General features: G+C 71.7%; 26 protein-coding genes. 12 read left to right on the forward strand and 14 right to left on the reverse strand.

The annotated features are described in order from the left end of the window. Nucleotides 1–2: 2 nt before the first annotated feature. Genes NDW01_RS06725 through NDW01_RS06735 form a run of 3 tightly spaced genes read right to left on the reverse strand, consistent with a single transcriptional unit; the run spans nucleotide 3 to nucleotide 2,904 of the window. Entirely contained in the window at nucleotides 3–938 is a 936-nt protein-coding gene (locus NDW01_RS06725; protein ID WP_252817723.1) for an ABC transporter substrate-binding protein, read from the reverse strand. Between the two features lie 23 nt (nucleotides 939–961). Beyond that, complete coding sequence (locus NDW01_RS06730) at nucleotides 962–1,855, reverse strand: N-acetylglucosamine kinase (RefSeq protein WP_252817725.1); 894 nt, start codon at nucleotides 1,853–1,855, stop codon at nucleotides 962–964. Continuing rightward, nucleotides 1,852–2,904, reverse strand: a complete 1,053-nt coding sequence (locus NDW01_RS06735) for an SIS domain-containing protein (protein WP_252817727.1) — start codon at nucleotides 2,902–2,904, stop codon at nucleotides 1,852–1,854. Before NDW01_RS06735 ends, NDW01_RS06730 begins: the two co-directional genes overlap by 4 nt. Before the next feature lie 114 nt (nucleotides 2,905–3,018). Here NDW01_RS06735 and NDW01_RS06740 point away from each other — a divergent pair, with 114 nt between their 5' ends. Then, nucleotides 3,019–4,209, forward strand: a complete 1,191-nt coding sequence (locus NDW01_RS06740) for an ROK family protein (RefSeq protein ID WP_252817729.1) — start codon at nucleotides 3,019–3,021, stop codon at nucleotides 4,207–4,209. 80 nt (nucleotides 4,210–4,289) lie between these two features. On the opposite strand, the gene proC is transcribed toward NDW01_RS06740, so the two are convergent. Then, a complete protein-coding gene (proC, locus tag NDW01_RS06745; protein ID WP_252780971.1) occupies nucleotides 4,290–5,084 on the reverse strand; it encodes a pyrroline-5-carboxylate reductase in 795 nt (264 codons plus the stop codon). 158 nt (nucleotides 5,085–5,242) lie between these two features. On the opposite strand from proC, the gene NDW01_RS06750 reads away from it, so the two are divergent. Continuing rightward, the gene (locus tag NDW01_RS06750) at nucleotides 5,243–8,548 is read left to right on the forward strand and encodes a S8 family peptidase (RefSeq protein WP_252817732.1); all 3,306 of its coding nucleotides are present in this window, start codon (nucleotides 5,243–5,245) and stop codon (nucleotides 8,546–8,548) included. 217 nt (nucleotides 8,549–8,765) lie between these two features. On the opposite strand, the gene NDW01_RS06755 is transcribed toward NDW01_RS06750, so the two are convergent. The 3 genes from NDW01_RS06755 to NDW01_RS06765 all read right to left on the reverse strand — a co-directional run bounded on the left by NDW01_RS06755 (nucleotide 8,766) and on the right by NDW01_RS06765 (nucleotide 11,278). Continuing rightward, complete coding sequence (locus NDW01_RS06755) at nucleotides 8,766–9,692, reverse strand: proline dehydrogenase family protein (RefSeq protein WP_252817735.1); 927 nt, start codon at nucleotides 9,690–9,692, stop codon at nucleotides 8,766–8,768. Nucleotides 9,693–9,818: 126 nt separating this feature from the next. Continuing rightward, a complete protein-coding gene (locus tag NDW01_RS06760) occupies nucleotides 9,819–10,553 on the reverse strand; it encodes an ABC transporter permease (protein ID WP_252817737.1) in 735 nt (244 codons plus the stop codon). Further along, nucleotides 10,550–11,278, reverse strand: a complete 729-nt coding sequence (locus tag NDW01_RS06765; RefSeq protein ID WP_252817739.1) for an ABC transporter ATP-binding protein — start codon at nucleotides 11,276–11,278, stop codon at nucleotides 10,550–10,552. Before NDW01_RS06765 ends, NDW01_RS06760 begins: the two co-directional genes overlap by 4 nt. A 184-nt stretch (nucleotides 11,279–11,462) precedes the next feature. Between NDW01_RS06765 and NDW01_RS06770 the strand changes: the two genes are divergently transcribed. Beyond that, entirely contained in the window at nucleotides 11,463–11,990 is a 528-nt protein-coding gene (locus tag NDW01_RS06770) for a SigE family RNA polymerase sigma factor (protein ID WP_252817741.1), read from the forward strand. A 1-nt stretch (nucleotide 11,991) separates the two neighbouring features. Then, nucleotides 11,992–12,888, forward strand: a complete 897-nt coding sequence (locus tag NDW01_RS06775) for a hypothetical protein (RefSeq protein WP_252817743.1) — start codon at nucleotides 11,992–11,994, stop codon at nucleotides 12,886–12,888. A gap of 23 nt (nucleotides 12,889–12,911) precedes the next feature. Here the strand turns inward: NDW01_RS06775 and NDW01_RS06780 are convergent, their stop codons facing one another. Together NDW01_RS06780 and NDW01_RS06785 are read right to left on the reverse strand one after the other, a co-directional pair. Then, on the reverse strand, nucleotides 12,912–13,496 hold the full coding sequence (locus tag NDW01_RS06780) for a TetR/AcrR family transcriptional regulator (RefSeq protein WP_252817744.1): 585 nt from the start codon (nucleotides 13,494–13,496) through the stop codon (nucleotides 12,912–12,914). 43 nt (nucleotides 13,497–13,539) lie between these two features. After that, nucleotides 13,540–14,427 (reverse strand): sugar phosphate isomerase/epimerase family protein, encoded by an 888-nt coding sequence (locus tag NDW01_RS06785; RefSeq protein ID WP_406567694.1) that lies wholly within the window; start codon nucleotides 14,425–14,427, stop codon nucleotides 13,540–13,542. 179 nt (nucleotides 14,428–14,606) lie between these two features. Between NDW01_RS06785 and NDW01_RS06790 the strand changes: the two genes are divergently transcribed. After that, a complete protein-coding gene (locus NDW01_RS06790) occupies nucleotides 14,607–15,194 on the forward strand; it encodes a class I SAM-dependent methyltransferase (protein WP_252818745.1) in 588 nt (195 codons plus the stop codon). Nucleotides 15,195–15,206: 12 nt separating this feature from the next. Here the strand turns inward: NDW01_RS06790 and NDW01_RS06795 are convergent, their stop codons facing one another. Next, nucleotides 15,207–16,232, reverse strand: coding sequence for an SGNH/GDSL hydrolase family protein (locus NDW01_RS06795; RefSeq protein ID WP_252817748.1), 1,026 nt, complete (start codon nucleotides 16,230–16,232; stop codon nucleotides 15,207–15,209). Nucleotides 16,233–16,383: 151 nt separating this feature from the next. On the opposite strand from NDW01_RS06795, the gene radA reads away from it, so the two are divergent. Beyond that, a complete protein-coding gene (radA, locus tag NDW01_RS06800) occupies nucleotides 16,384–17,784 on the forward strand; it encodes a DNA repair protein RadA (RefSeq protein ID WP_252817750.1) in 1,401 nt (466 codons plus the stop codon). 92 nt (nucleotides 17,785–17,876) lie between these two features. Further along, nucleotides 17,877–18,956: a DNA integrity scanning diadenylate cyclase DisA gene (gene disA / locus NDW01_RS06805; RefSeq protein ID WP_252817752.1), complete on the forward strand. Its 1,080-nt coding sequence runs from the start codon at nucleotides 17,877–17,879 to the stop codon at nucleotides 18,954–18,956. Nucleotides 18,957–19,153: 197 nt separating this feature from the next. Here disA and NDW01_RS06810 read toward each other — a convergent pair whose 3' ends face one another. Both NDW01_RS06810 and NDW01_RS06815 read right to left on the reverse strand, forming a co-directional pair. Next, nucleotides 19,154–19,327 carry a CsbD family protein gene (locus NDW01_RS06810; RefSeq protein ID WP_252817754.1) on the reverse strand — a complete coding sequence of 58 codons (174 nt, stop codon included), beginning with the start codon at nucleotides 19,325–19,327 and terminating at the stop codon, nucleotides 19,154–19,156. A 491-nt stretch (nucleotides 19,328–19,818) separates the two neighbouring features. Beyond that, entirely contained in the window at nucleotides 19,819–20,481 is a 663-nt protein-coding gene (locus NDW01_RS06815) for a hypothetical protein (RefSeq protein WP_252817756.1), read from the reverse strand. Between the two features lie 66 nt (nucleotides 20,482–20,547). Here NDW01_RS06815 and NDW01_RS06820 point away from each other — a divergent pair, with 66 nt between their 5' ends. Beyond that, complete coding sequence (locus NDW01_RS06820) at nucleotides 20,548–21,423, forward strand: HhH-GPD family protein (RefSeq protein ID WP_252817758.1); 876 nt, start codon at nucleotides 20,548–20,550, stop codon at nucleotides 21,421–21,423. A 64-nt stretch (nucleotides 21,424–21,487) separates the two neighbouring features. Here NDW01_RS06820 and NDW01_RS06825 read toward each other — a convergent pair whose 3' ends face one another. Next, nucleotides 21,488–21,700, reverse strand: a complete 213-nt coding sequence (locus tag NDW01_RS06825) for a hypothetical protein (RefSeq protein ID WP_252817760.1) — start codon at nucleotides 21,698–21,700, stop codon at nucleotides 21,488–21,490. Nucleotides 21,701–21,825: 125 nt separating this feature from the next. On the opposite strand from NDW01_RS06825, the gene NDW01_RS06830 reads away from it, so the two are divergent. From NDW01_RS06830 to NDW01_RS06835, 4 genes are read left to right on the forward strand one after another with little or no spacing between them, the layout of a single operon-like run. Beyond that, nucleotides 21,826–22,617, forward strand: coding sequence for a helix-turn-helix domain-containing protein (locus tag NDW01_RS06830; protein ID WP_252817762.1), 792 nt, complete (start codon nucleotides 21,826–21,828; stop codon nucleotides 22,615–22,617). Nucleotides 22,618–22,620: 3 nt separating this feature from the next. After that, a complete protein-coding gene (locus NDW01_RS44250) occupies nucleotides 22,621–22,713 on the forward strand; it encodes a DUF397 domain-containing protein (RefSeq protein ID WP_406567695.1) in 93 nt (30 codons plus the stop codon). Continuing rightward, complete coding sequence (locus NDW01_RS44255) at nucleotides 22,713–22,865, forward strand: DUF397 domain-containing protein (RefSeq protein WP_406567696.1); 153 nt, start codon at nucleotides 22,713–22,715, stop codon at nucleotides 22,863–22,865. The genes NDW01_RS44250 and NDW01_RS44255 overlap by 1 nt, the downstream gene beginning before the upstream one ends. Further along, nucleotides 22,862–23,389 (forward strand): DinB family protein, encoded by a 528-nt coding sequence (locus tag NDW01_RS06835; RefSeq protein WP_252817763.1) that lies wholly within the window; start codon nucleotides 22,862–22,864, stop codon nucleotides 23,387–23,389. Before NDW01_RS44255 ends, NDW01_RS06835 begins: the two co-directional genes overlap by 4 nt. A 47-nt stretch (nucleotides 23,390–23,436) precedes the next feature. Here the strand turns inward: NDW01_RS06835 and NDW01_RS06840 are convergent, their stop codons facing one another. Continuing rightward, complete coding sequence (locus NDW01_RS06840) at nucleotides 23,437–23,979, reverse strand: YceI family protein (protein ID WP_252817765.1); 543 nt, start codon at nucleotides 23,977–23,979, stop codon at nucleotides 23,437–23,439. Nucleotides 23,980–24,074: the final 95 nt, after the last annotated feature.

Genomic DNA, 24,074 nt, shown 5'->3' on the forward strand with positions numbered 1-24,074 from the left:
GGTCACCCCTTCTCGGTCGGCGGGTTGACGACGGACTTGGTGAGGGCGGACTTCTGCTGACCCCACTTGGCGAGGATCTTGGAGTAGGTCCCGTCGGCGATGAGCTTGTTCATCGCGCCCACGAGGGACTTGTCGAGGCCGGAGCCCTTCTTCATGAACATCGCCTCGAGGCCGGCGCGGATGATCGGCCCGACGGTGACGAGCGTGCCGTGGGACTGCTGGGCCTGGTAGGCGGTGACGGGGTAGTCGGCGAACAGCACCTGCGTACGGCTGCTGGCCAGCGACTGGTTGGCCGACGACTGGTCCGGGAAGGCCTGGGTCGTCACGGCGGGCTTGCCGGCCTGGGTGCACTTCTTGCTCTGGTCCTGCGCGTCGGTCAGTTCGAGCGACCCCTGGACGACGGCGACGGTCTTGCCGCACAGGTCGTCGAGGCCGGTGATGGTCTTGGCGTCCTCCTTCCGCACGAGCAGTGACTCGCCGGAGTAGTCCGTCGTGACGAAGTCGAGGACCTTCTCCCGTTCGGGGGTCGGTGCGGCGGAGGAGTGCCCCATGTCGAACTTGCCGTTGGTCACGGCGGGGATGAGGCTCTGGAAGTTGAGGTTCTGCAGCCGTACCTTCAGGCCGAGCACCCCGGCGACCGCGTAGACCATGTCGATGTCGAGGCCCTGGATGGTCTTGCCGTCCTCGGCGACGAACTCCTTCGGGGCGAGGGTCGCGTCGGTACCGACGGTGATCTCGCCCTTGTTCCGGATCGCCGGGGGCACGAGCGCGGCCAGCTTCGCGTCCTTGGCGGGTGTGGGGATGCCCTGCATCGGCCCGAGCGCGGCCGCCTTCGCCGATCCGCCGTCCGCCGCGGGTCCGTTCCCGCATGCCCCCAGCAGCACCATCAGGGCCGCCGGGGGCAGGACGGCGCGCTGCCATCTGGCCGTGGTCTTCATCTCACTGTCTCCCTGCTGTCGTGTCAGGCGGTCGCCAGGGAGCGGGCCAGCCGGACCGCTCCATTGACGGGGGGTTCGGTCAGGACCTCGACGCGGCACCCGGGAACGAGGTCGCCGAGCGCCGCGGTGAACGCCGCCAGGAGCGGCGGCTGGTGGACGATCACGCCGCCGGCCGCCACGACGCGGTTGGCGGACGCCCCTCGATCGGCGAGGGTGCGGACCAGTTCGGCGAGTTCCCGTCCCGCCGACTCGATGACGTGGCGGGCCGCGGCGGACCCGTCGCGGTGGGCGGCGAACACGACGGGCGCGCATCCGGCCCACCATTCCGGCGTCCCGGTGGTGAGGCGCGTCGAGATGCCCGCGGTGTCGGGCAGTTGCAGCGCCTGCAGCAGGTGGCCGATGAGCGGGTCGTCATCCTGCCCGCGGTCGCGGGCCCGCAGCACCGCGCGGGCCGCCTCGCGTACGAGGCCGGCGCCGCCGCCGTCGTCGCCGAGGAACCAGCCCCAGCCGCCCGCGTAGAGGGTCTCACCGTCGGAGGTCCGGCCGACCGCGATGGACCCGGTGCCGGCGATGAGGCCGATTCCGGTCGGCCGGCCGCTCGCCGGGACGATCAGCTCGGCGTCGTTGACCACCGTGCACGGGACGTCGACGAGCGGGGCGAGCACCTCCTGGAAGCGGGCGCACTGCTCGGCGCTGTCGCACCCGTGAGCGCCGACGGCCAGCGCGACGAGGGTGGATCCGGCGCCGAGCGCCTCCTCGAGCAGGTCCGCCAGCCGCTTGGCCCGGACCGGATAGGAGTACCGGCGCCAGTCCCCGCTCGGCCAGGTCAGGTCGACGACCGCCTCCCCGGCCGGCGTCTCGGCGCGCAGCCGCGTCTTGGTGGCTCCGACGTCGAAGCCCGCCACCACGTCGGTCATGCGGACAGCTCGCGCACTGCGTCGATCTTCGTGTCGAGCCGCCGGAACACCGACGCGTCGATGTCGGCCGACAGGAGCCGGGCCGTCGACCGCAGCAGCAGCTGGAGGACGACGATTTCCAGAATGGCCCGCCGGCACGCGCTCACCTCGGGCAGCCGGATCACCCGGCCGGCAGACGTGGAAACGTCCCGGTCGGTGATGAACAGGAGGTTGTCCGTCCGCTCGGCGAGCTGGTCGATCAGCAGTCTCTCGCGTTCCCGGCCGAGCACGACGTGCGCGGTGTCACCGGCGCTGTCCATCGGCCCGTGCAGGTAGGAGCGGGTCTCCATGCCCATGGCGGGATAGCGCACTCCTTCCCGCAGCAGCAGGGCGCCCTCCTCCGCGGCGGTCGCCGAAGGCCCTCCGCCCACGACGTCGACCGCGCGGACGCCCACGACCTGTTCGGCGAACGCGTCGACGACCGGCTCCGCCTCCTCCATGACGGCCTCGACCTGGTCGCCGAGGCCGGACCAGCCGGCTCCGACGGCCCCTTCGGTCCAGCGCTCCACGGCCATGCCGAGCGCCAGGAGGGTGCCGGTGAAGCCGATGGTGGAGACCCCGCTGTCGGGTAGGTCGCCGAATGACAGGAGGGCGTCGCAGACGTCGCCGAGCGGCGAGTCCGCGTAGTTGGCGACCCCGGCGCGCGCCTCCCGTTCGACGTCGAGCAGGGTCTGGACCGTCTCCCGGCTCCGGCCGCTCTGGGAGACGCCGACGTAGAGGTCGGCCAGACGGGCGGGCTGCGTCTTCCGGTGTGCCGGGAGCTCCCCGCACGACGTCCGCTGAGCGACGACGCCTCGGGCGCGCAGCGCGTGGACCGGGGCGGCGAGGGCCGCGTGGCTGGCGCCGATCCCGGCGAGCAGCACGCTCTGCGGTGCCCGCCACACGTCGAACGACCCGGCGGCGAGCCGGTCGGCGACGAACACGGCCGCCTTGTCGAGCTGGCGGGGCTGGGCGGCGAAGGCCTCGAGGTACGGGATGCGCTCTTGGGTGGCGTGCTGCCGATCGACCACGTCAAACTCCTTGCTCATAGCTGTGACCTGCGAGGGTTTGTAAAAGTAATCTACTTAAATAAGTACGGTCAAGAGTGTTCCGGGATGAGGACCGAGAGGGGAGAATGTTCGGTGATGCCGACGCGTGCGGAGGCCCCGCTACCCGATACCGCCAAAGCGGTGCTGGCCAAGGTGGTCGATCGCGGACAGGTCACCCGGCCGCAGCTCACGGCGGACGTCGGCCTCTCGCATCCGACCGTCGGCACCGCCCTCGCCGAGCTCGAACGCCGCGAGTTCGTCGCCCGGGTCGGCACCACGCAGGGTGCGCTCGGCCGCGCCGCGACCGTCTACGGCCCCGGCCCGGGACTCGGCTGGGTGCTGGGCGTGGATCTCGGCACCACCCACGTCGACGTCCTGGCACGGTCCCTGGCGGGTGACGACCTCAAACGCGAGCGGCACGCCGTGCGCCGAGGCCGGGCCCAGGACGTCGCCGCGCACGCCGGGGACATCGTCCGCGCGATCACGGAGGGCCTGGCCGCGTACGGCCCGTTGCGCGCCGTCGCGGTCGCCGTCGGCAGGATCATCCCGCCCGGCCTCGACCTGTCCCCCGCCGACCGGACCGCGCGACCGATCGAACGGCTGGCCCGCGACCTCGTCACCGCCATGCGCCTGCCGGACGGCGTCCCGGTCATCTTCGAGAACAACGTCAACTGCGCCGCGCTCGCGGAATCCCACCAGGGCGCCGCCCGCGACACCGGTGACTTCGCGTACCTGCAGATCGGCGTGCGGATCGGCCTGGGCATCGTGATGGGCGGCCGGCTCCTGCGCGGCGCGACCGGCGCGGGAGGAGAAGTGTCCTTCCTGCCGTTCCCCTGGGCTCCCGGCGTTCATCCGAAACGCGAGGCGCTGGAACGCCACCTCGGCTCGGACGCCCTGCTCGACCGGGCCCGGCGGGCGGGTGTCGTTCCCCCGCCCGAGACCGCCCAGCAGCTGTTCGAGGCGGCCGCCGCCGGTGACGCCGCCGCTCAGGCCCAGGTCGCCGACCACGCCGGTGAGGTCGGGCGTCTCGTCGCCGCCGTCGCCGCGATCCTCGATCCCGGTCTCGTCGTGCTCGGGGGCGGGGTCGGGAAGAATCCGCAGCTACTGCCGGGTGTGGGCGCGGCGCTGCGCGACCTCGGCCAGGAGACCGCGGTCACCGTCACCGAGCTCGGCGACGACGCGACCCTCGAAGGCGCCGCGTTGCTGACCGGCGACTACGCGCTGGGCTCGATTCTGGGCGGCTATCACCCACCGCTGGTCGAGCGCCCCTCGGTCGTCACCGCCTGAGGCCGGCGCATCGATCCCGTCGTGCTGCCTACGGCGGTCGCGCGCGATGTCACGGCGGGATCGGCCGGCCGGTGCGGCGGTCAGCCGGCGCCGAGTTCGCGGCCGCGGTCGCGGGCGGCCTCGATGGCCTCGATCACGGCGGCGCGTACGCCGTGGCGCTCCAGCTCGCGGATGGCCGAGATCGTCGTCCCGGCGGGCGAGGTCACCGCCTCGCGCAGCATGACCGGGTGGTCGCCGGAGTCACGCAGCATGATCGCCGCCCCCACCGCCGACTGGATCACCATCTCGAGCGCGGCCGCGCGCGGCATGCCGAGCAGGATGCCCGCGTCGACCATCGCCTCAACGAGGTAGTAGAAGTACGCGGGGCCGCTGCCGGACAGGGCGGTCGCGGCGTCCTGCAGCGACTCGGGGATGCGCAGCACCTTGCCGACCGGGCTCAACAGCTCCTCGGTCAGCTTCAGGTGCTCCTCTCCGGCGTGCGTGCCGGCGGAGATGACGCTCATCGCCTCGTCGACGTGGACGGGGGTGTTCGACATGACGCGGACGACCGCGACGCCCTCGGGCAGGCGCTCCTCGACGAACGCGGTGGGGATGCCGGCGGCCATCGAGATGACCAGGCGACCCGCCGGGACGTGATCCCGCAGCTCTCCCAGCAGCGTGCCCATGTCCTGGGGCTTGACGGCGAGGACGAGGGTGTCCGCCGTCGCGGCGGCCTCGGCGTTGGTGACGACCTGGACGCCGTACCGCTCCCGCAGCAGGGCCCCGCGCTCCTCGCGCCGCGTCGTGACCAGCAGCTCGGCCGGCTTGCGCCCGGCCCGCAGCACTCCGGACAGCAGCGCCTCGCCCATCTTGCCGGCACCGAGAATCGCGATCATCGTCTCCAGCCTCCCGTCTCCCCGAAGCGTACCGAGCCGCCCGCCCGGGCCGCTCCCTGACCTGCGGCCGCCGGAGAGATCCTCCCGGACGGGAAAGATCTCGGCCTCTTCGGTGAATTCCTTGTGACCGCTGTTGTCCATGAGGATCGAGAGTCCGCATGAGAAGACCCAGAGCGAGTGTGGTGATCACACTCGCCGGAGTCGTGGCCGCCGGGATTCCCGCCACCGCGCACGCCGCGACCGCCCCTCGGCCACGGAAGACGGCCCGGCCCGCGACGGGGAAGCCCGCGACGGCCGAGCTCTCCTCCGGCAGGTTCTGGACGGTGACCCTGCTCACCGGGGACGTCGTCCGGGTGCAGACCGTCGCGAACCGCCCGCCCCTCGTCTCGGTGCAACCTGGAGCGGGCCGGAGGAACATCCCCTTCGTCAAGGACATCCGGCCGGACGGGACCGTCCGGGTGGTCCCCCAGGACGTCGTCTCCAAGATCGGGAAAGTCTACGATCCGGCGCTCTTCGACGTCACCACGCTGATCAACGACGGTGACGACGACGCCGCGAGCACCGGCCTGCCGCTCATCGTCAAGAGCGGCGGCGGGGTGAAGGCGCTCGCGGCCGGCGGCCGGAGCCTCCGCAGCATCGGCGCCACCGCGGTCCGCCAGCCGAGGGCGAAGGGACCCGCGCTGGCCCGCAGCGCGCTGGCCGGGGACGTCCAGCACATCTGGCTCGACCGCAAGGTCCACGCGCAGGCGCTCGACCACAACCTCGACCAGATCGGCGCCCCTGCCGCCTGGAAGGCCGGCGCGACCGGGAAGGGCGTCAAGGTCGCCGTTCTCGACACCGGCGTCGACGCCACTCACCCGGACCTTCAGGGGCGGATCGCCGAGCAGCAGAACTTCAGCGACAGCGCCGACACCGTCGACCGGTTCGGGCACGGCACCCACGTCGCGGCGACGATCGCCGGGACCGGCGCCGCGGCCCACGGCGAACGCAAGGGTGTCGCCCCCGAGGCCGACCTCCTCATCGGCAAGGTGCTCGGTGACGACGGCGGCGGCCGGGACTCCGACGTCATCGCCGGCATGGAGTGGGCCGCCCCCAAGGCCAGGATCGTCAGCATGAGCCTGGGCGGCTGGACCGACGACCCGGCGAACGACCCGACCGCCAAGGCCGTCGAGGAGCTCACGGCCCAGGACGAGACCCTGTTCGTCGTCGCGGCCGGGAACGACGGGCTCCCCGACAGCATCGAGTCGCCCGGCGTCGCCCCGTCGGCGCTCACCGTCGGCGCCGTCGACGGGAACGACAAGGTCGCCGACTTCTCCAGCCGCGGGGGCGCGCTGATGAAGCCGGAGATCTCCGCTCCGGGTGTGGACATCGTCGCGGCCCGCGCCGCGGGCACGGCGATGGGGAACGTCGTCGACGCGCGGTACACCTCGGCGAGCGGCACCTCCATGGCCACCCCGCACGTCGCCGGGGCGGCGGCCGACCTGCTGCAGACGCACCCGTCCTGGACGCCGGCGCAGCTGAAGGCCGCGCTGGTGACCACGGCGCACGAGGCCTCGGGAACGGTGTACGAGACGGGCGCGGGCCGGCTGGACGTCGGCGCGGCGGTCGGGGCGACCGTCGTCGGCGACCGCCCGGGCGTCTCCTTCGGATCGATCCCGCACGGGTCGACCGGAGCCCTCACCCAGCAGCTGAGCTGGACGAACACCGGACCGGCCGCCGTCACGCTGAAACTCGCCGGCCACCTCGCCACCCCGCGGGGTGAGAGCGTCGGCGCGCTGAGCCTGCCCGCGACGGTCAGCGTCCCGGCCGGTGGATCGGCGTCCGTCACGCTGACGCTCGACCCCGGCCGGCTGACGGCGGCGGGTCACTACAGCGGCGCGGTCACCGCGACGGCGGACGGCGTCGCCCTCCGCGTCCCGGTCGGCGCGACCGCCGAGCCGGAGACCCACACCCTGACGCTGAAGGCCACCGCGATCCCGGGCACTCCCGATGGTGCGCTCGGCGGCTACATCGGGATCGTGAACAACGACGACCCGAACCTGTACGACGACTCGGCGGAGATCTCCGCCGACGGCGTCGCGCGCGTCACCGTACCGGCCGGCCACTACTCCCTGTTCGGCAGCGTGGACGACACCACCGAGGGCGCGGCGCGATCCGCGTTCGTCGGAGACCCCGACGTCACCGTGGAAACCGACACCACCGTGACGCTCGACGGCTCCCGCGCCCGGCCCGTACGGCTGTCGGCGCCCGGCGCGACGGCCGACCCGGAGGCCGTCCAGGGCCTCATGGCCGAACGCGGCGTCGGGAACGCGGTCTGGGGCACCGGCGTGCTGGCGTTCGAAGGCTCCCCCGCCGTGTACAGCACGCCGATCGATCCCGCGCGGACCGGCACGTTCCACGCGTACGCCTTCGGCCGGCTGACCGACGGCGGGAAGACGGTCTACGACATCCTGCACGACCTCGGCTCCGGGGTTCCCGCAACGGTGGCCTACACGGCCGTCCCCCAGGACCTCGCGCGGATCGACGAGCGCTTCGACGCCCTGGCCGGCGACACCTCCCACCCGGACACCGAGAAGCGGTACGGCGTCTCTCCGGGCGGCTTCCTGGTCAACGAGGCGTCCAGCGACGTTCCCGCGGGTTCGACGCGGACCGACTACGTGTCCGGCGAGACCGGCGTCCAGTGGAGTGACGAGGCGTTCCGCAATGACCTCGGCGAATACGGCTGGGTTACGGAGGTGCCGATCCGGCGCTACGAGGCCGGGCGGACCTACACGAACGACTGGTTCCGCCAGCCGCTCCGGCCGGGCCCGTACTCGGCGACGGATCCGTCGGCGAGCGGCTGCCAACCGGCGCCGACGACCCGGGCCCGGGGGAACATCCACGTCCAGATGGTCGACCTGCAGGATCTGCCGGACGGCTTCGACTGCCTGCTCGGCGACCCCGTCTGGGAGAACTCCACGTCGCGCACGATGCGGCTGTACGCGGACGGGAGGCTCGCCGGGACCACCACACGTCCCTACGGCGACTTCAGCGTGCCCGCCAGGGCGGGCACCTACCGGCTCGTCTACGACCTGGACGTGTCGAAGTGGATCCCGGTGTCGACGAAGACCTCGACGACGTGGACGTTCCGCTCGAAGCCGGGTGAGGAGCGGGTGCCGCTGCTGACGGTGGACTACGCGCTGCCGCTGGACGTGCTGAACCACCCGAGCGGCGACACCGCGACCTTCACCGTCGCCCGCGTCAGGGGAGCGGCCGCCGCGAAGGTCACCGGCCTGAAGCTGTGGACCTCCCTCGACGACGGCACGACCTGGCAGGCCGCCACCGTGAGCGGAAGCGGCGGGAGGTACACCGCCAAGCTGCCCACGGCGGCGAAGGACCAGGCCGTGTCCCTGCGCGTCCAGGCCACCGACGACGCCGGCGGCAGGATCGACCAGACGATCATCCGCGCCTACACCGGCGGCTGACCGTCCCCTCGGGCGGCCGCCGTGAGCGCCCGCCCATCCCCCGGCCGTCCCCGGTCGGCCGCCGTGAGCGGCCGACCGGGAACCGAAACCGGTCTATCGGACAAGTACTAAGGGGGCCCCGGGGCTTTCGGGCCCCGGGTACGGCGAACCGCCCCGGCCCGCACCTCCCGTGTGCGCGTTATCCCACCCTGGCCGGGGCGGTTCGTCCTTACCCGTCTCAGGACCTGGAGGCCAGGGACCTCAGGAAGAAGCCGACGTTGGCCGGGCGCTCGGCCAGCCGCCGCATGAGGTAGCCGTACCACTCCCGGCCGTAGGGGACGTAGACGCGCACCTGCCCGCCGAGCTCGGTCAGGCGCCGCTGCTCGTTCGGGCGGATGCCGTACAGCATCTGGTACTCGAAGCCGTCCGGGGAACGCTCGTTGAGGATCGCGAGCGCACCGGCGATCTCGATCAGCCGCGGGTCGTGCGTGGCCAGCATCGGGTAGCCGCGTCCGGCCATCAGCACCCGCATGCACCGCACGTACGACTTGTCCACGGCGTCCTTGCCGGTGAACGCTACCGAGTCCGGGGCGTTGTAGGCGCCCTTGCACAGGCGTACCCGCGATCCCTCGTAGGCGAGATCGGCGCAGTACTCCTCGGCGCGGCGGAGGTACGCCTGGATGACCGCCCCGGTCTCGGGGAAGTCCTGCCGCAGCTCCTTCAGGATGCGCAGGGTCGAGTCGACCCTGGTGTGGTCCTCCATGTCGAGGGTCACGGTGGTGTTCGCCTGGCGGGCGGCGGCGCAGACGCGCCGGGCGTTCTCCAGCGCCGTGCGCTCACCGTCGTCGAGCAGCTGGCCGAGCGCGGTCAGCTTGACCGACACCTCGGCGCGGGGGCCGTACCCGGCCTCGGCGAGTCGCTCCAGGAGCCGTTCGTACTCGGTGGTGATCGCCTTGGCCTGGACGGCCTCGACGGTGTCCTCGCCGAGATGGTCGATGGTGACCAGCAGGCCATCGGAGATGAGCCGGTCGGTGGTGGCCAGGACGTCGGCGGCGGCCTCCCCCGCGACGAACCTGCGAACGACGCTTCTGCTGTACGGCGCGGTCTCGACGACCCGGCGTACGCCGCTGCTGTGTGAGGCGGCCAAGAGAGCCTGACGGAGCAAGCTTCCCCCTCTCCCCAAGGGACCACACTGTCCCGATCGCCCATCAGGCTATGCCAGCCGTGACGGCCCTGGTCACGGTGGATCTCCCGCGGATTGACCGAGGACAGGGGGATCCGGCCCGGGTGGTCAGGGCGTACGGCGGCGGAGGGTGGCGGCGCCCAGCAGCAGGGCGAGGACGGTGCAGCCGGCGATGACGGCGATGTCGCGCCAGAGGGTGCCGGTCAGGGCGGGGTGATCGGTCAGCTGCCGCATCGCCTCGACGAGGTACGACAGCGGCAGGACGTCGGCGATCCACCGCAGCACCGCGGACATCTGGTCGCGCGGCACGAACAGCCCGGCCAGCAGCACCTGCGGCAGGACGAACGCCGGCATGAACTGCACCGCCTGGAACTCCGTACGCGCGAAGGCGCTCGTGAACAGCCCCAGTGCGACGCCGAGCAGCGCGGCGAGCAGGGTCAGGACCACGAGCGTCCACACCGATCCCCGCAGGTCCAGGCCGAGCCACGTCAGGGAGATCGTGGCGACCACGGCCACCTGGACCAGCGCGGTGACGCCGAACGCCAGCGCGTAGCCCAGCAGCAGGTCCAGCTTGCCGAGCGGCATCGTCATGAGCCGCTCCAGGGTGCCGCTCGTCCGCTCCCGCAGCGTGGCGACGCTGGTCACGATGAACATCACGACGAGCGGGAACACGCCGAGCAGCATCGGCCCGAACCGGTCGAACGCCTCCGGCCGGTCCATGACGTACCGCAGCAGGATCATCAACAGGCTGGGGACGCCCACGATCAGCGCGAGCGTGCGGTGGTCGTGCCGGAGCTGGCTCAGGATCCGCCGGGCCGTCGCGAGCGTGATGGCGACGCTCATCGCCGCCCCACCGCCTCTCTCCGCTCGATGATCTTCAGGAACGCCTGCTCCAGGTCGCCGGTGCCCGTCTGCTCGCGCAGCGCGCCGGGCGTGTCGTCGGCGATGATCCGGCCGTCCCGCATGAGGAGCAGCCGCTCGCACCGGGCGGCCTCGTCCATGACGTGGCTGGAGACCAGCAGGGTCGTCCCCCGGGCCGCCAGCTCGTGGAACAGCTCCCACAGCTCGCCGCGCAGCACCGGGTCCAGCCCGACGGTCGGCTCGTCCAGGACGAGCAGCTCCGGCCGGCCGAGCAGCGCGACGGCGAGGCTCGCCCGGTTCAGCTGGCCGCCGGAAAGGGAGGCGACGAGCTGGTCGCGGGCGCCGCCGAGGCCGACCTCGTCGACGACCCGGTCGACGTCGCCCTTCGCGGCGCCGAGCACGGAGGCGAAGTAGCGGAGGTTCTCCCGGACGGTCAGGTCGGCGTAGACGGCCGGTTTCTGGGTGGCGTAGCCGATGCGGTGGCGCAGCGCGCGGTGGCCGGCCGGGCGGCCGAGCACGGTGACGGTGCCGCTCTGGACGATCTGGACTCCGACGACGGCCCGCATGAGCGTCGTCTTGCCGCAGCCGCTCGGCCCGAGCAGGCCGACGACGGAACCGCGCGGCACCGCGAAGGTCAGGTCGTGCAGGACCGTACGCCCGCCGCGCGCGACCCGGAGGTCCCGGGCCTCCACGACAGAATTCATCATGCGTTGAAATTAGGCCCGCGCCCTCGGTGTGTCAAGGCATCCCGGCCCCATGACGGGCTTCGACGGAGCGCGGGACTCTGCGTGCGTGCTCCGAACGATCGTCACGCGCTGACGGGATGTCCCGGCGAGGCATAGTGGCGCTCTCCCGTCGCGTCTACCGACATGACAGGACGAGAGGAGACCCGTGAACCATGAGGCGCGTCGGCAGTTCACCGAGTTCGTCACGGCACGAACACCGAGCCTGCTGCGGCTCGCGTACGTGCTCACCGGCGACCGGCACGCGGCCGAGGACCTGCTGCAGAGCGCACTGACCAAGACGGCGGCCCGGTGGGGAAGCGTGCGGGACAGCCCCGAGGCTTACGTGCGCAAGGCGATGTACCACGAGCAGGTGGGCCGCTGGCGCAGCCCGCGATGGCGCCGGGAGTCCGTCACCGACGCCGTGCCCGACCGCTCCATCGCCGATCTGAGCGGGCAGGTCGACCTGCGGCTCGCCCTCGAGCATGCGCTGCTGGCCCTGCCGCCGCGGCGAAGGGCCGCGATCGTCCTGCGGTATTTCGAGGACCTGCCGGAGGCGGAGGTCGCGCAGGTGATGGGCTGCTCGGTCGGCACCGTGCGCAGTCAGACGCACCGCGCGCTGGCCCGGCTGCGGGAACTGGTGCCCGACTTCGCCGCGCTGGCCGAGGACCCCGCCCCCGAATCGACGAGGAGCTGACATGACCACGAGACAGGACGAGGTCCTCAAGGAGACCCTGCACCGGATGGCGGGCCGCGTCACCGACGCCGACCCGGCCGGCGAGCGGCTGGCCGGACACGCTCTACGCGGCGCGGAACGGCGGCGGACCAGGCGGATCGCCGCGGGAACCACCGCCGGTGTCGCCGCGATCACGCTCGCGTCAATCGCCGTCGCCGGCGGAGGCCGGGACCGCGCCGAGCCGGAAGCGGTGCGCCCGGTGACGTCCGGTTCTCCGACCCACCACCTTCGACTCCCGTCGAACACCGCGGCGGAACGCGCCGTGGTCCGCGCCTGCATGACCACTGATCCGGACGTCCCAGACATCACGGCCGCCGACGATCCGGGAGAGATGACAGGGCCCGGGACCCGCATCGCCGACTTCCGGGTCCTGGTCACCTACCGGGACCCACTCGGGCAGGCCGTGCTCCTCGGCAGCACCGTCGCGCACCGAACCTGCGATCTCGACACCCGCGGCCGGCCGACCGCCACCGATCGGATGACGCATCAGACCGCGAACGCCTGGCAGCCGTCGCTGTCCTCGGCCACCAGGGTGATCTCTCTGGACGACGGCAGGGAGGACATCCTCCACCGCTCCGACATGACGGGCGACGACAAGACCCCGCACGGCGTCCAGGCGGAATTCGCGGGCCGGGTCCGGCCCGACGTGACCCGGGTGACCTTCACCCTGCCCGACGGGCGGACCTCCGACGCCGCCGTCGCCCATGGGTTCTTCCTGTGGCGGAAGAGGACCGACACGCCGGTTCCAGTACGGGACCTGTCTCCCTACAGAACACTGGTCATCCGGGCCTACGACCACGGCGGCCGGCTGTTGACGACGGTACGCACCCAGATCAGCGCCGCGCTCGCGGGCTCGTGATCGGTCTCACGCGGTGGGGCGGGTCAGCCCTCGAGGTAGCGCTGGAGGGTCGGTGCGAGCAGCGCGACGAGCTCGTCCTCGGTCGCCGACGCCACCGGCTCGATCTGCACGATGTACTTCAGCATCACGACGCCCATCATCTGGGCCGCGGCCGCCGCGAGGTTCAGCGGCGGCAGGGCCAGGGCGTCGGCGACACGGGCCAGAATCGCCCGCGTGACGAACTCCCGCAGGAGCGCCGCGCCCTGCTCCGTCGTGGCCGCCGACCGGAGGATGCCGACGAACTGCGGCCGCAGCCGCGGATCCGACCAGATCCGCAGGAACGTCCGCGCCATCCGCTCACCGATCTGCGACCGCGGGCCGGCCATCACCTGCCCGAGGAACACCGCGGGATCCACCGGCAACTCCATCGCCGCTGCGAAGAGCTCCTCCTTGGAGCCGAAGAAGTGGTGGACCAGCGCCGGGTCCACCCCGGCCTCACGGGCGATGGCCCGGATCGAGGCCTTGTCGTAGCCGCGCTCGCCGAACAGCACGCGCGCGGCCGCCAGGATGTCGTCCCGCGACGAGGACGGCCCGGGACGGCGTCCCGGCCGGCGCGTCGGCGTCGTCATCCGCGGCGCCCCTCGTCACCGGTCCGAGGGGCCGCCGGCGCGGTCACGAGGGCGTGACCTCGCCCTCGGAGTCCACCTGCCAGGGACCGGCGGGAGCGGGAGCGGCCGCGGCGAGGTGCAGGCGCGCGAACGCGAGGGACTCGGCGAGATCGCTCTCCCGCTGCTCACGGTCGGTGGCGCGGCGGGTGTTGATCTCGACGACGATCTGGCCGCCGTAGCCCTGCGCGGCCAGCCGCTCCAGCATCTCCGCGCACGGCTGGTTGCCCCGGCCGGGGACCAGGTGCTCGTCGCGGTTGACGATGCCGATGCCGTCGGCGAGATGGATGTGCGCCAGCCGGTCGCCGAGGGAGTCCGCCATGGTGAGCGGGTCCGAGCCGGACACCGCGGCGTGCGACAGGTCGATCGTCACGTTGGGGTAGTCCATGTCGACGGGGTTCCAGTGCGGGGAGTACATCCCGACCTCCGCCGCGCGCGCCCGTACGGGGAACATGTTCTCCACCGCGAAGACGACGTCGGTCTCCTCCTGCATACGGGCGAGCCCCTGCTCGAACTCCCGGGCGTACTCCCGCTGCCAGCGGAAGGGGGGATGGACCACGACGACCTCGGCGCCGAGCTTCTCGGCGGTGTCCTTGGAGCGGAGCAGCTTGCCCCAGGGCTCACGACCCCAGACCCGCTGGGTCAGCAGGAGACAGGGCGCGTGGATCGACGTGATCGGAATCTGGTGATAGTCGGACAGTCTGCGCAGCACGTCGATGTCCTGGCTCGCCGGATCGGCGGTGACCATGATCTCGATGCCGTCGTACCCGAGGCGCGCGGCGAGGTCGAACGCGGCCGGCGTCTTCTCCGGGTAGACCGACGCCGAGGACAGAACGATGGGCGCGTCGGGGACCTGGAGGACTTCTTCCACAATCGGCAAGCCTATGCGTTCCATCGTCTGGTCCGGCCAGCCGTGCCCGCGTCCGTCGCGAAGGCGTGTTCACGTCCGGGGCCGTCTACCGTGGAGGCGTGATCGCCCCTGGAGCCATCGCCAGCCCCAACATCTGGAACAGCCCGCAGGTCTACGAGCTGGAGAACCGCGCGGTCGACCCGGACGGGCGGATCGAGCGGGCCATGCGCGAGATCCGGTCCTGGGACGGCGCGGTGGTGCTCGACGTGGGCTGTGGCACGGGCTTCCACCTGCCCGCGTTCGCGCGGACGGCGGCGAAGGTCGTCGGCGTCGAACCGCACGCCGGGCTGGCCGGCCTCGCCCGCCGGCGCGTCGCCGACGTGCCCAACGTTGCCGTACGCGTCGGCGCGGCCCAGGCGCTCCCGGTACCCGACGCGTCGGTGGACGTGGTCCACGCCCGCTGGGCGTACTTCTTCGGGCCCGGCTGCGAACCGGGCCTGGCGGAGCTGGGCCGGGTCGTACGGCGCGGGGGCGCGGCGTTCGTCATCGACAACGACGCCACGCGGTCGACGTTCGGCGCGTGGTTCCGGCGCTGGCTGCCGTCGTACGACCCCGTCGCCGTCGAGCGGTTCTGGTCTCGGCATGGGTTCTCCCGTACGCCGCTGGAGATGCGCTGGCGCTTCGACGACCGCGCGGATCTCGAGGCCGTACTGAAGATCGAGTTCCCGGCCGAGCTCGCCGAGGAGTTCCTGGGCGAGGTCGAGGGCTGCGAGGTCGACTACGCCGTCAACCTGTGGTGGCGGCGCTACTGACGCGGTACCCGTTCAGCCGGCGGACACGCGGGACGCGCCGAGCACGGCCAGCACCCGGTCCGCGACGGCCTGCATGCCCTTGGCGTTCGGGTGGACGGGGGCGGCCGGGTTCTTCACCAGGATGCCCTCGACCCACCGGTCGGCGGAGCACATGTCGTGACGCCGCCCGGTGGTGTACGCGTCGACGAACCGCGCGTCGCCGAGCCGGGCCTCCGCGGCCAGCATCTCGTTGAGCCGCCGCTCGAACCGGTCGAGGAACGGGATGTCGCCGGAGGCCGTGGGGACGTTCGGCCAGCATCCCGTGCGGGAGGGCAGCATGCGGGGATAGCCGACGAGCAGGACGCGGGCGCGCGGCGCACGGGCGTGAACGGCCCGCAGGATCGCGGCGACCTTCGGCGCGGTCGCGGCGATCCGCTCGTCCAGGGTCGTGCCGTAGTAGCGCGCGCAGGGCGCGCCGTGGTGATCGACGAGGCTGAACGCCGCGCAGGTCAGCACGATGCGGCTGTAGCCGATGTCGTTGCCGCCGATGCCGATCGTCACCAGGGTCGTGTCGCGGGTGACGGCGTCGAGTTGCGGGATGTTGTGGCCGAACAGGACGGACTGGGACCGGCTCAGGTCCTCGGTCGTGGCCGCGCTGCAGCTCACGTCGGTGAACGAGGCGGGCTGCAGCATCCGCGCCACGAGCGAGGGATAGTTGTGGTCGGAGCGCAGGCATGCGATCGGGCTGCCGTGCCGGTGCGGGATGAACGGCCCCGCCGTGAACGAGTCGCCGAGCGCGACGTAGCGGCCGCCGGTGACCGCCGGCTCCCAGCCGCCTGTCGTGGTGACCGCCCGTGCAGGGCCGCCGGTCACGGGAACCGCCCGTGCCGAGCCGCCGGTGACCGCCGGCTCCGAGCCGCCTGTCGTGGTGACCGCCCGTGCAGGGCCGCCGGTCACGGGAACCGCCCGTGCCGAGCCGCCGGTCACGGTGACCGCCCGCGCCGAGCCGCCGGCGACGAGCGCCGGAACCAATGACACGACTGCAAGCCACCTGCGCATCGCGCCCTCCCCCTGCCCTCCTGTCCGCCAGTAAGGATCGGCGGACAGGTTTCGTCAACTCTCTTGTCCGAGATCGGCCAGTGACTACTATGTCACCCCGAGTCACCGAGGTCACTCTCATTTGTCGGCGGCGGGCCGTACAGTCGCGGGCATGGCGAAGAGCGTGAAGCAGGCGTACCGCTGCACCGAGTGCGGGTGGCAGACCTCGAAGTGGGTCGGGCGGTGCGGCGAATGCCAGGCGTGGGGCACCGTCGATGTGGCGGGCGCGGCCAAGCCGGCGCGGGTCGTGACGCCCGGCCCGGTGAGCGCGCCGGCCCGGCCGATCGGCCAGGTCGACGTGCAGGCCGCGCAGACCGCCGCCACGGGGCTGGACGAGCTCGACCGCGTGCTCGGCGGCGGCCTGGTGCCGGGCGCGGTCCTGCTGCTGGCCGGCGAGCCCGGCATCGGCAAGTCCACCCTGCTGCTCGAGGTCGCGGCGCTGCACGCCGACCGCGGCACCGCGCTCTACGTCACGGGTGAGGAGTCGGCGGAGCAGGTGCGGCTGCGGGCCGACCGGATCGGCGCGATCGCCGACCGGCTCTACCTCGCCGCCGAGACCGACCTGGCGGCCGTCCTCGGGCAGATCGACTCGGTCGCCCCCGAGCTGGTCGTGGTCGACTCGATCCAGACGATCGGCTCGGCGGAGATCGACGGCGCCGCCGGCGGGGTGAGCCAGGTGCGGGAGGTCGCGGCCAACCTGATCCGGGTCGCCAAGGAGCGCGGCATCACGACGGTCGTCGTCGGCCACGTGACCAAGGACGGCTCGATCGCCGGTCCGCGCGTCCTGGAGCACCTCGTCGACGTCGTGCTCTACTTCGAGGGCGACCGGCACAGCCGGCTCCGGATGATCCGCGCGGTGAAGAACCGCTACGGCCCCACCGACGAGCTGGGCTGCTTCGACCTGTCGGAGATGGGGATCATCGGGCTGGCCGATCCCAGCGGCCTGTTCCTGACCCGGCAGGAGAAGCCCGCGCCGGGCACCTGCGTGACCGTGACGCTGGAGGGCCGGCGGCCGCTGGTGGCGGAGGTGCAGGCGCTCGTCGCACCGTCGCCGCTGGCCAACCCGCGCCGTATGACGTCCGGGCTCGACTCCGCCCGGATCGCGATGATGCTCGCGGTGCTGCAGCGCCGCTGCCGCATCAAGCTGCACGACCGCGACGTGTACGCCGCGACGGTCGGCGGCGTGCGGCTCAGCGAGCCGTCCGTCGACCTGGCCGTGGCGCTCGCCGTCACCGGCGCGGCCAACGACGCCGCCCTCCCCTCCGACCTGGTCGCCTTCGGCGAGGTCGGCCTGGCCGGCGAGGTGCGCGGCGTGCAGGCGGCCAAGCGGCGGCTCGCCGAGGCGTCCCGGCTCGGCTACCGGCGCGCCATCGTGCCCGGCGGGTCGATCGATCCGACTTCCGGCCGCACCAGTGGCACGATCGTGACGGATGAGGGTATGCAAGTGACAGAAGTGGACGACGTTTGGACGGCGCTCGCCCTCGCGTTCGCGACGGCGGCCGCGGACGCGTGACCGCGCGCCGGTCGCCAACCGGCGAGGGGAGCGGGTGGGCGTCTCGCGTTCACCGATAAACTGACCGCCGTTCAGAGACCTCCGGGGGTCACGTGCCAGCACAAGACAGAGGCAGAGACGAGCGACGCCGCGCAACCCTTGCCGCCGTCGCTCCGGGGACGCAGCTCCGCGACGGGTTGGAACGCATCCTTCGGGGTCACACCGGCGCGTTGATCGTGATGGGCTACGACCGTGTCGTCGCCGGCCTGTGCACGGGTGGTTTCGAGCTTGACGTCGAGTTCTCCTCCACCCGGCTCCGCGAGCTGGCCAAGATGGACGGCGCGATCGTCCTGGACGCCGGCTGCACCCGCATCGTGCGCGCCGGCGTGCACCTCATGCCGGATCCGACGATCCCGACCGAGGAGTCCGGCACCCGGCACCGCACGGCCGAGCGGGTCGCCCGCCAGACCGGCTACCCGGTGCTGTCGGTGAGCCAGTCGATGCGGATCATCGCGCTGTACCTCAACGGCCAGCGCTACGTCCTGGAGGACTCGGCCGCCATCCTGTCCCGCGCCAACCAGGCCCTGGCCACGCTGGAGCGCTACAAGCTGCGCCTCGACGAGGTCTCCGGCACGCTGTCGGCGCTGGAGATCGAGGATCTCGTCACCGCCCGCGACGTCAGCGCGGTCGTGCAGCGCCTGGAGATGGTGCGCCGCATCGCCGACGAGATCAAGGGCTACGTCGTCGAGCTCGGCACGGACGGACGGCTGCTGTCCCTGCAGCTCGACGAGCTGGTGTCCGGCGTCGACGTCGACCGCGAGCTGATCGTCCGCGACTACCAGCCGGAGGACCACTCCCGCTCGGTCGAGGAGGTCCTCGCCGCGCTCAACCAGCTGTCGGCCTCCGAGCTCCTCGACCTGGCCACCGTGGCCGACGTGCTCGACTTCGGCGGCAACGACCCGCTGGACACCCCGGTCAGCCCGAAGGGCTACCGCCTGCTCGCCAAGGTCCCCCGCCTGCCCGGCCTGCTGATGGAGCGCCTCGTCGAGCACTTCGGCGGCCTGCAGAAGCTCCTCGCCGCCAGCATCGACGACCTGCAGTCGGTCGGCGGGGTCGGCGAGTCCCGCGCCCGCAGCGTCCGCGAGGGCCTGTCCCGCCTGGCCGAGTCCTCGATCCTCGAACGCTACGTCTGACACGCCCGACCCGAGCCACCCGGCGTCCGCCGCCCCGCGCCCGAGCCTGAGCGGTGCCCACCGCCCGCGTCCGCTAGAAGCGAAACCGGCCGGCCGCATCGCATGCAGCGCCGCCGCTGGGCCACACGCAAGGCCGCAGCCCTCTGGCTGCGGCCTTGCGTCGAGACGGGATCGGCGAGATCAGTCCCCGAACGGGATCAGTCCTTGAAGACGTCCTTGATCTTCTCGCCGGCCTGCTTCGCGTCGCTCTTGGCCTGGTCGGCCTTGCCCTCGGCTTCCATCTCTTCGTTTCCGGTGACCTTGCCGACCGCTTCCTTCGCCTTGCCCTTGATCTTGTCGCCCGTGTTCGCGGCCTTGTCCTGCGCGCTCATATCGACTCCTTTTCGCCGTGCATCGCTCGGCCGGGGCCTACCCGCCCTGGCGGCAGGAATGCAGATGTGCCCGGGGGGCTCGCCCCGCTGGAGTGGGGGCATCGTTTCCGGCGCTGTCCCCTCAGGCGGGATTTCTTCCTCCTGAGGGGACCGCGCCGAGAGACAGTGGGCCACCTGCGGGAGCGGACCGGTGAGAGGTACGGGCACCGCCGACCGGGCGGCCCGGTCCTGCCTGGTAGGTGGGCCGCCCGCCGGGATAGGGCATCGTTTTCATGCCTGTCTACACAGGGGAGAAAAATTCTTCTCTGAGTAGACGCTCCTGGAAGACGGCACGCCACCTGGGAGTCCGTTGTGAGGATGATTGTCCGGTGTGTCGCTGGAGCCAAGGGCGTACGCGGAGCAGGAGACGGGCGGGTCGCCCGGTCCCCGGCCGGTATGGCCTGACCGCCGGTCGGTGCGTGGCCACCCCTCAATGATTCGCCGGACAGGCCTTAGCGCAGGCGGAAGACCTGGCTCTGCGTCCGGACGCCGGCGCTCTTGGCCGAGACGACGTACGTCCCCGGCCGGGCGCGCGAGTCGCCGCCGCAGCGCGTACGGTCCCAGTCGACGTCCGCGATGTACGGGACGCCGCGCCGCAGGAGCCGGGGCTCGGACGCGGGGCGGTCGGCGCACCGATCGGACGACCAGACCGGGTCCGAGCCAGAGGTGATCCGCAGCCGCAGCGCCTTCGCCCCCACGTCGAACGTGCAGGCCCGGCGGCCGGTGTTCACCACGCTGATCCGGAAGCGCGGGTGTTCCTTGTCCTGATAGATGTCCTTGGTCGGTGTGAGCCCGACGACCACGTCCGCGTCGTCGCAGGGGTCACCCTTGCGCGGCGCCGCGGCGGGCACGCCGGCGGTCACCGTGACCGTCACCGTGGGCGTCGCGGCGGCCGATGGGGCGGCCGGTGTCACCGCGGGAGTCGGGGTGACCTGCAGCGGCGTCATCGTGGTGGCTGCGGCGTTTCGCACCTGGGCCGTCGGCTTCTTGTGATCGGGACCCGAGCAGGCCCACGCCATCAGGCCGATGGCGGTGATCCCCCCGGCGAGAACGTAGACCCGGCGGCGCCAGTAGGCGTCCGCCTCCCCCAGGTCCCCGTGTGTGTCGGAGTCCATACGCTGAGTATCCTTTTTCGATCAGTGCGTGCCATCGCGACCCGCCGTGCCAGGATCGAACTCACCATGCACCGACCTACCTACGCCGAGCCCATTCTCAGCTGGTACGCGCAGAACGCACGGGATCTCCCGTGGCGCCGGCCGGACGCCTCCCCCTGGGCGGTCCTGGTCAGCGAGATCATGCTGCAGCAGACACCGGTCTCCCGCGTCCTGCCCGCGTACGAGGCGTGGCTGACCCGCTGGCCCACCCCCGCCGCGCTGGCCGCCGAGCCGCCCGGTGAGGCCGTCCGCGCCTGGGGACGGCTCGGCTACCCCCGGCGCGCGCTGAACCTCCACGCGAGCGCCCGCGCGATCGTCGAGCGCCACGGCGGACGGGTGCCGTCCGCGTACGACGACCTGCGCGCGCTGCCGGGCGTCGGCGCGTACACCGCCGCGGCGGTGGCGAGCTTCGCCTACCGGCAGCGGCACGCCGTCCTGGACACCAACGTGCGCCGCGTGCTGGCCCGGATGGTCACCGGCGTGGAGTACCCGCCGAAGACGCAGACGGCCGCCGAGGTCCGCCTCGCCGAGTCGCTGCTGCCGCCGGACGCCGAGACGGCCGCCACCTGGGGCGTGGCCGTGATGGAGCTTGGCGCGCTCGTCTGCACGGCCCGGGCTCCGCGCTGCGCCGACTGCCCGGTGACCGCGTCCTGCGCCTGGCGGCTGGCGGGCAAGCCCGCGTACGACGGCCCGGCCCGGAAGGGCCAGACGTACGCCGGGACCGACCGCCAGTGCCGGGGCCGCCTCCTCGCCGTCCTGCGGCACGCCAGCGGTCCGGTGGAGCGCGCGGCGCTGGACGACGCGTGGGACGACGTACGCCAGCGGGAGCGCGCCCTGTCGTCCCTCATCGAGGACGGCCTCATCGACCCCCTGGACGACGGCCGCTTCGCCCTCCCCCGCTGAGCTTTCGAGGCAGTCCCCCTGACCCGGCAGCCGGGGCGCGTACGCCCCGGCCTGAGGCCCCCGATCAGACCGTGTCGGCCTTGGGCTGCCGGGCGCCTTGGATCGCCTCGATGAGGGTGGGGACCATGGCGTCGTCGAGTTCGACGACGAGCAGCTCGTCCTCGCCGAACCGCACGGACGTGATCTCCTCGTCCGCGTGCCGGACGACCCGCAGTGCCGTGTTCTCGGGGATGTGGGCGCACGTGGAGACGTACACGCCCTCGACCTTCATCAGCACGGTGACCTCCTGTGATCGGACTTCGCCATCTGCCTGACGATGGTGTCATCGAATGATTACGCTGCGGAATGGTTCCAGCTCGTACCCCTGCGCTCTCCCCCAACGCGTACAAGGAGCCCGTACCCATGACGAACTCCTCCGGCTTCGTCGCCTACTTCGGCACCGAACTACGCCGCCACCGCGAACGCCTGGGCTGGCCTCGCGAACAACTCGCCGAGCGCGTCCCCTGGTCCGTCTGGACGGTCGCCTCCGTCGAGCAGGGCCGCCGCAAACCCCCACCCGGCCTCGGCGAACACGCCGACGCCCTCTTCAACCTCCCCGGCGTCATGACCGAACTCTCCAAAAAGGCCCAAGACGACAACACGTCGTTCAGCGACCTAGTCGAGTTGGAGCAACGCGTCAGCGGAATCTGTGAGTACGACATGCGCTTGGTGTCCGGCTTACTACAGACGAGGTCGTACGCCCGTGCAGTCAATCAGGTACCAGGAAACGGTCTCTCACCTCAAGAGATCGATCATCTAGTCGACAAGCGCATGAAGCGCCAGGAGATTCTCAGCTGTCGACCAGCGCCAACGTTCCATGCGATCATCGATGAAGCGGTTCTGTGCCGCCGGATCGGCGACACAACCGTCATGCGCGAACAACTCACTGCGTTGACCGTCCCGCGCCCCAACTTGACCCTTCAAGTTCTTCCGTTCTCCGCCGGAGCCCATGATGCCGTTGGCGGCCCGCTCTTGCTGCTGAGCATCCCCGACGAGCCGGAGGTCGCCTACGCCGATGGCTGGGCTCGTGGGCAGCTCATCGACACCCCGGCCGAGATTCTCCGCGCGCGACGCTCTTTCGAGCAACTCGCCGCCCTGGCATTGCCTCCAGACATGTCGGCGGAGATGATCCAGGCATACGCAGAGGAGATATGAAGAATGTCGCAGTGGCGGAAAAGTACGTACAGCGCGCAAGGCGAGTCGCACTGTGTTGAGGTCACCACATGGCTCAACGAAGTCGATCAGTCCTGATGAAGTCGGGAACATGGCGCACGAGCAGTTACAGCACCCAAGGTGAGTCCCAGTGTGTCGAGGTACAGCTTCGGTGGCGCAAGGCCACCTACAGCACCCAGGGCGAGTCCAACTGCGTCGAGGTCGCCGCATGGCCTAGCGGAAGCTCATGACCTGGACGGCACCGGAGGCGCCGCGCGATTCCGCCCATTTCAAGGCGGTCACCGCGGATGAGCGCGCGACACTCGATGCGTGGCTGGACCATCATCGGCGGACGCTGCTGTGGAAGTGCGGGGGGCTGACCGCTGAGCAGCTTAAGCGGCGGTGCGTCGAGCCGTCCGGTCTGTCGCTGCTCGGTCTCGTCCGCCACATGGCCGAGGTCGAGCGCGACTGGTTCCGCTACCGGTTCGCCGGGGAGCGGCCCGGCTATCTGTACTGCTCCGACGACGATCTGGACGCCGAGTTCGACGTGGCGGGCGCCGACGCGGAGGCGGATCTGGCCGCGTACGCCGGTGAGATCGAACTCGTGCGGAAGACCACGGCGGGGCGATCGCTCGACGAGACCTTCCTCGACCCGCGCGTCGGCGTGGAGATGAGCCTGCGCTGGGTGTACACGACGATGATCCAGGAGTACGCCCGGCACAACGGCCACGCCGACCTGCTCCGCGAGCGCATCGACGGCGCCACGGGGCACTGAGCCGGCCGCACGCCCCCGCGGGTAGGCCGGCGGACTCGATCGCCTCGTCAGGGCCGCCGGATCGCGGTGACGTCGAACTCCAGCTCCACCTTCCTGCCGATCAGGAGCCTGGTCGCGGCGTTCCAGTTCACGCCCCAGTCCGTACGGTCGATGGTGGCGCCGCCCGTGAAGCGGACTCGGAGGTCGCCCTCCAGGTCGCGCTCGGCACCGGTCCGCTGGAAGGCCACGGTGACCGGCCTGGTCACGCCGCGGATGATGAGGTCACCGGTGAGCCTGAACTCGGTCTCGTCGACGAGCCGCGTCTCGGTCGAGGTGAAGGTGATGGTCGGGTGGTCCTTCAGGCCCAGGAACCGGTCGCGCAGCTGACCGTCGCGTTGCGCGTTGTCGGTTTCGAGGCTGCCGGCCTGGATCGTGAGTTCGACGCTCGACCTCGACGGATCGCCGCCGTCCAGGTGCGCGCGCCCCTCGAACCGCTCGAACCGCCCGCGCACCTTGGAGCCCATCGTGTGCCGGGCGACGAAGCCGATCCTGGTGTGGGCGGTGTCGAGGACGTAGTCGCCGGACAACGCGCCGAGCGTCGTGGTCGTCATGCTGATCACTCCTAGGGATCTCGTGAGTTCAGCATCGAGGCAGGTCAGCGCCGGAACAAGGTAGGCTTCGTGCGGCAATCAATAACAGTGGGGTT

This window comes from Actinoallomurus soli (assembly GCF_024055715.1).
Classification (GTDB): Bacteria; Actinomycetota; Actinomycetes; order Streptosporangiales; family Streptosporangiaceae; genus Actinoallomurus; species Actinoallomurus soli.

Bases quoted from the DNA above. Each gene is read 5' to 3' on its own strand.
- NDW01_RS06725 (WP_252817723.1), bottom strand. From the start codon at position 938: ATGAAGACCACGGCCAGATGGCAGCGCGCCGTCCTGCCCCCGGCGGCC.
- NDW01_RS06730 (WP_252817725.1), bottom strand. From the start codon at position 1,855: ATGACCGACGTGGTGGCGGGCTTCGACGTCGGAGCCACCAAGACGCGG.
- NDW01_RS06740 (WP_252817729.1), top strand. From the start codon at position 3,019: ATGCCGACGCGTGCGGAGGCCCCGCTACCCGATACCGCCAAAGCGGTG.
- proC (WP_252780971.1), bottom strand. From the start codon at position 5,084: ATGATCGCGATTCTCGGTGCCGGCAAGATGGGCGAGGCGCTGCTGTCC.
- NDW01_RS06750 (WP_252817732.1), top strand. From the start codon at position 5,243: ATGAGAAGACCCAGAGCGAGTGTGGTGATCACACTCGCCGGAGTCGTG.
- NDW01_RS06760 (WP_252817737.1), bottom strand. From the start codon at position 10,553: ATGAGCGTCGCCATCACGCTCGCGACGGCCCGGCGGATCCTGAGCCAG.
- NDW01_RS06765 (WP_252817739.1), bottom strand. From the start codon at position 11,278: ATGATGAATTCTGTCGTGGAGGCCCGGGACCTCCGGGTCGCGCGCGGC.
- NDW01_RS06775 (WP_252817743.1), top strand. From the start codon at position 11,992: ATGACCACGAGACAGGACGAGGTCCTCAAGGAGACCCTGCACCGGATG.
- NDW01_RS06780 (WP_252817744.1), bottom strand. From the start codon at position 13,496: ATGACGACGCCGACGCGCCGGCCGGGACGCCGTCCCGGGCCGTCCTCG.
- NDW01_RS06785 (WP_406567694.1), bottom strand. From the start codon at position 14,427: ATGGAACGCATAGGCTTGCCGATTGTGGAAGAAGTCCTCCAGGTCCCC.
- NDW01_RS06790 (WP_252818745.1), top strand. From the start codon at position 14,607: ATGCGCGAGATCCGGTCCTGGGACGGCGCGGTGGTGCTCGACGTGGGC.
- NDW01_RS06795 (WP_252817748.1), bottom strand. From the start codon at position 16,232: ATGCGCAGGTGGCTTGCAGTCGTGTCATTGGTTCCGGCGCTCGTCGCC.
- radA (WP_252817750.1), top strand. From the start codon at position 16,384: ATGGCGAAGAGCGTGAAGCAGGCGTACCGCTGCACCGAGTGCGGGTGG.
- NDW01_RS06810 (WP_252817754.1), bottom strand. From the start codon at position 19,327: ATGAGCGCGCAGGACAAGGCCGCGAACACGGGCGACAAGATCAAGGGC.
- NDW01_RS06815 (WP_252817756.1), bottom strand. From the start codon at position 20,481: ATGGACTCCGACACACACGGGGACCTGGGGGAGGCGGACGCCTACTGG.
- NDW01_RS06820 (WP_252817758.1), top strand. From the start codon at position 20,548: ATGCACCGACCTACCTACGCCGAGCCCATTCTCAGCTGGTACGCGCAG.
- NDW01_RS06830 (WP_252817762.1), top strand. From the start codon at position 21,826: ATGACGAACTCCTCCGGCTTCGTCGCCTACTTCGGCACCGAACTACGC.
- NDW01_RS44250 (WP_406567695.1), top strand. From the start codon at position 22,621: ATGTCGCAGTGGCGGAAAAGTACGTACAGCGCGCAAGGCGAGTCGCAC.
- NDW01_RS44255 (WP_406567696.1), top strand. From the start codon at position 22,713: ATGAAGTCGGGAACATGGCGCACGAGCAGTTACAGCACCCAAGGTGAG.
- NDW01_RS06835 (WP_252817763.1), top strand. From the start codon at position 22,862: ATGACCTGGACGGCACCGGAGGCGCCGCGCGATTCCGCCCATTTCAAG.
- NDW01_RS06840 (WP_252817765.1), bottom strand. From the start codon at position 23,979: ATGACGACCACGACGCTCGGCGCGTTGTCCGGCGACTACGTCCTCGAC.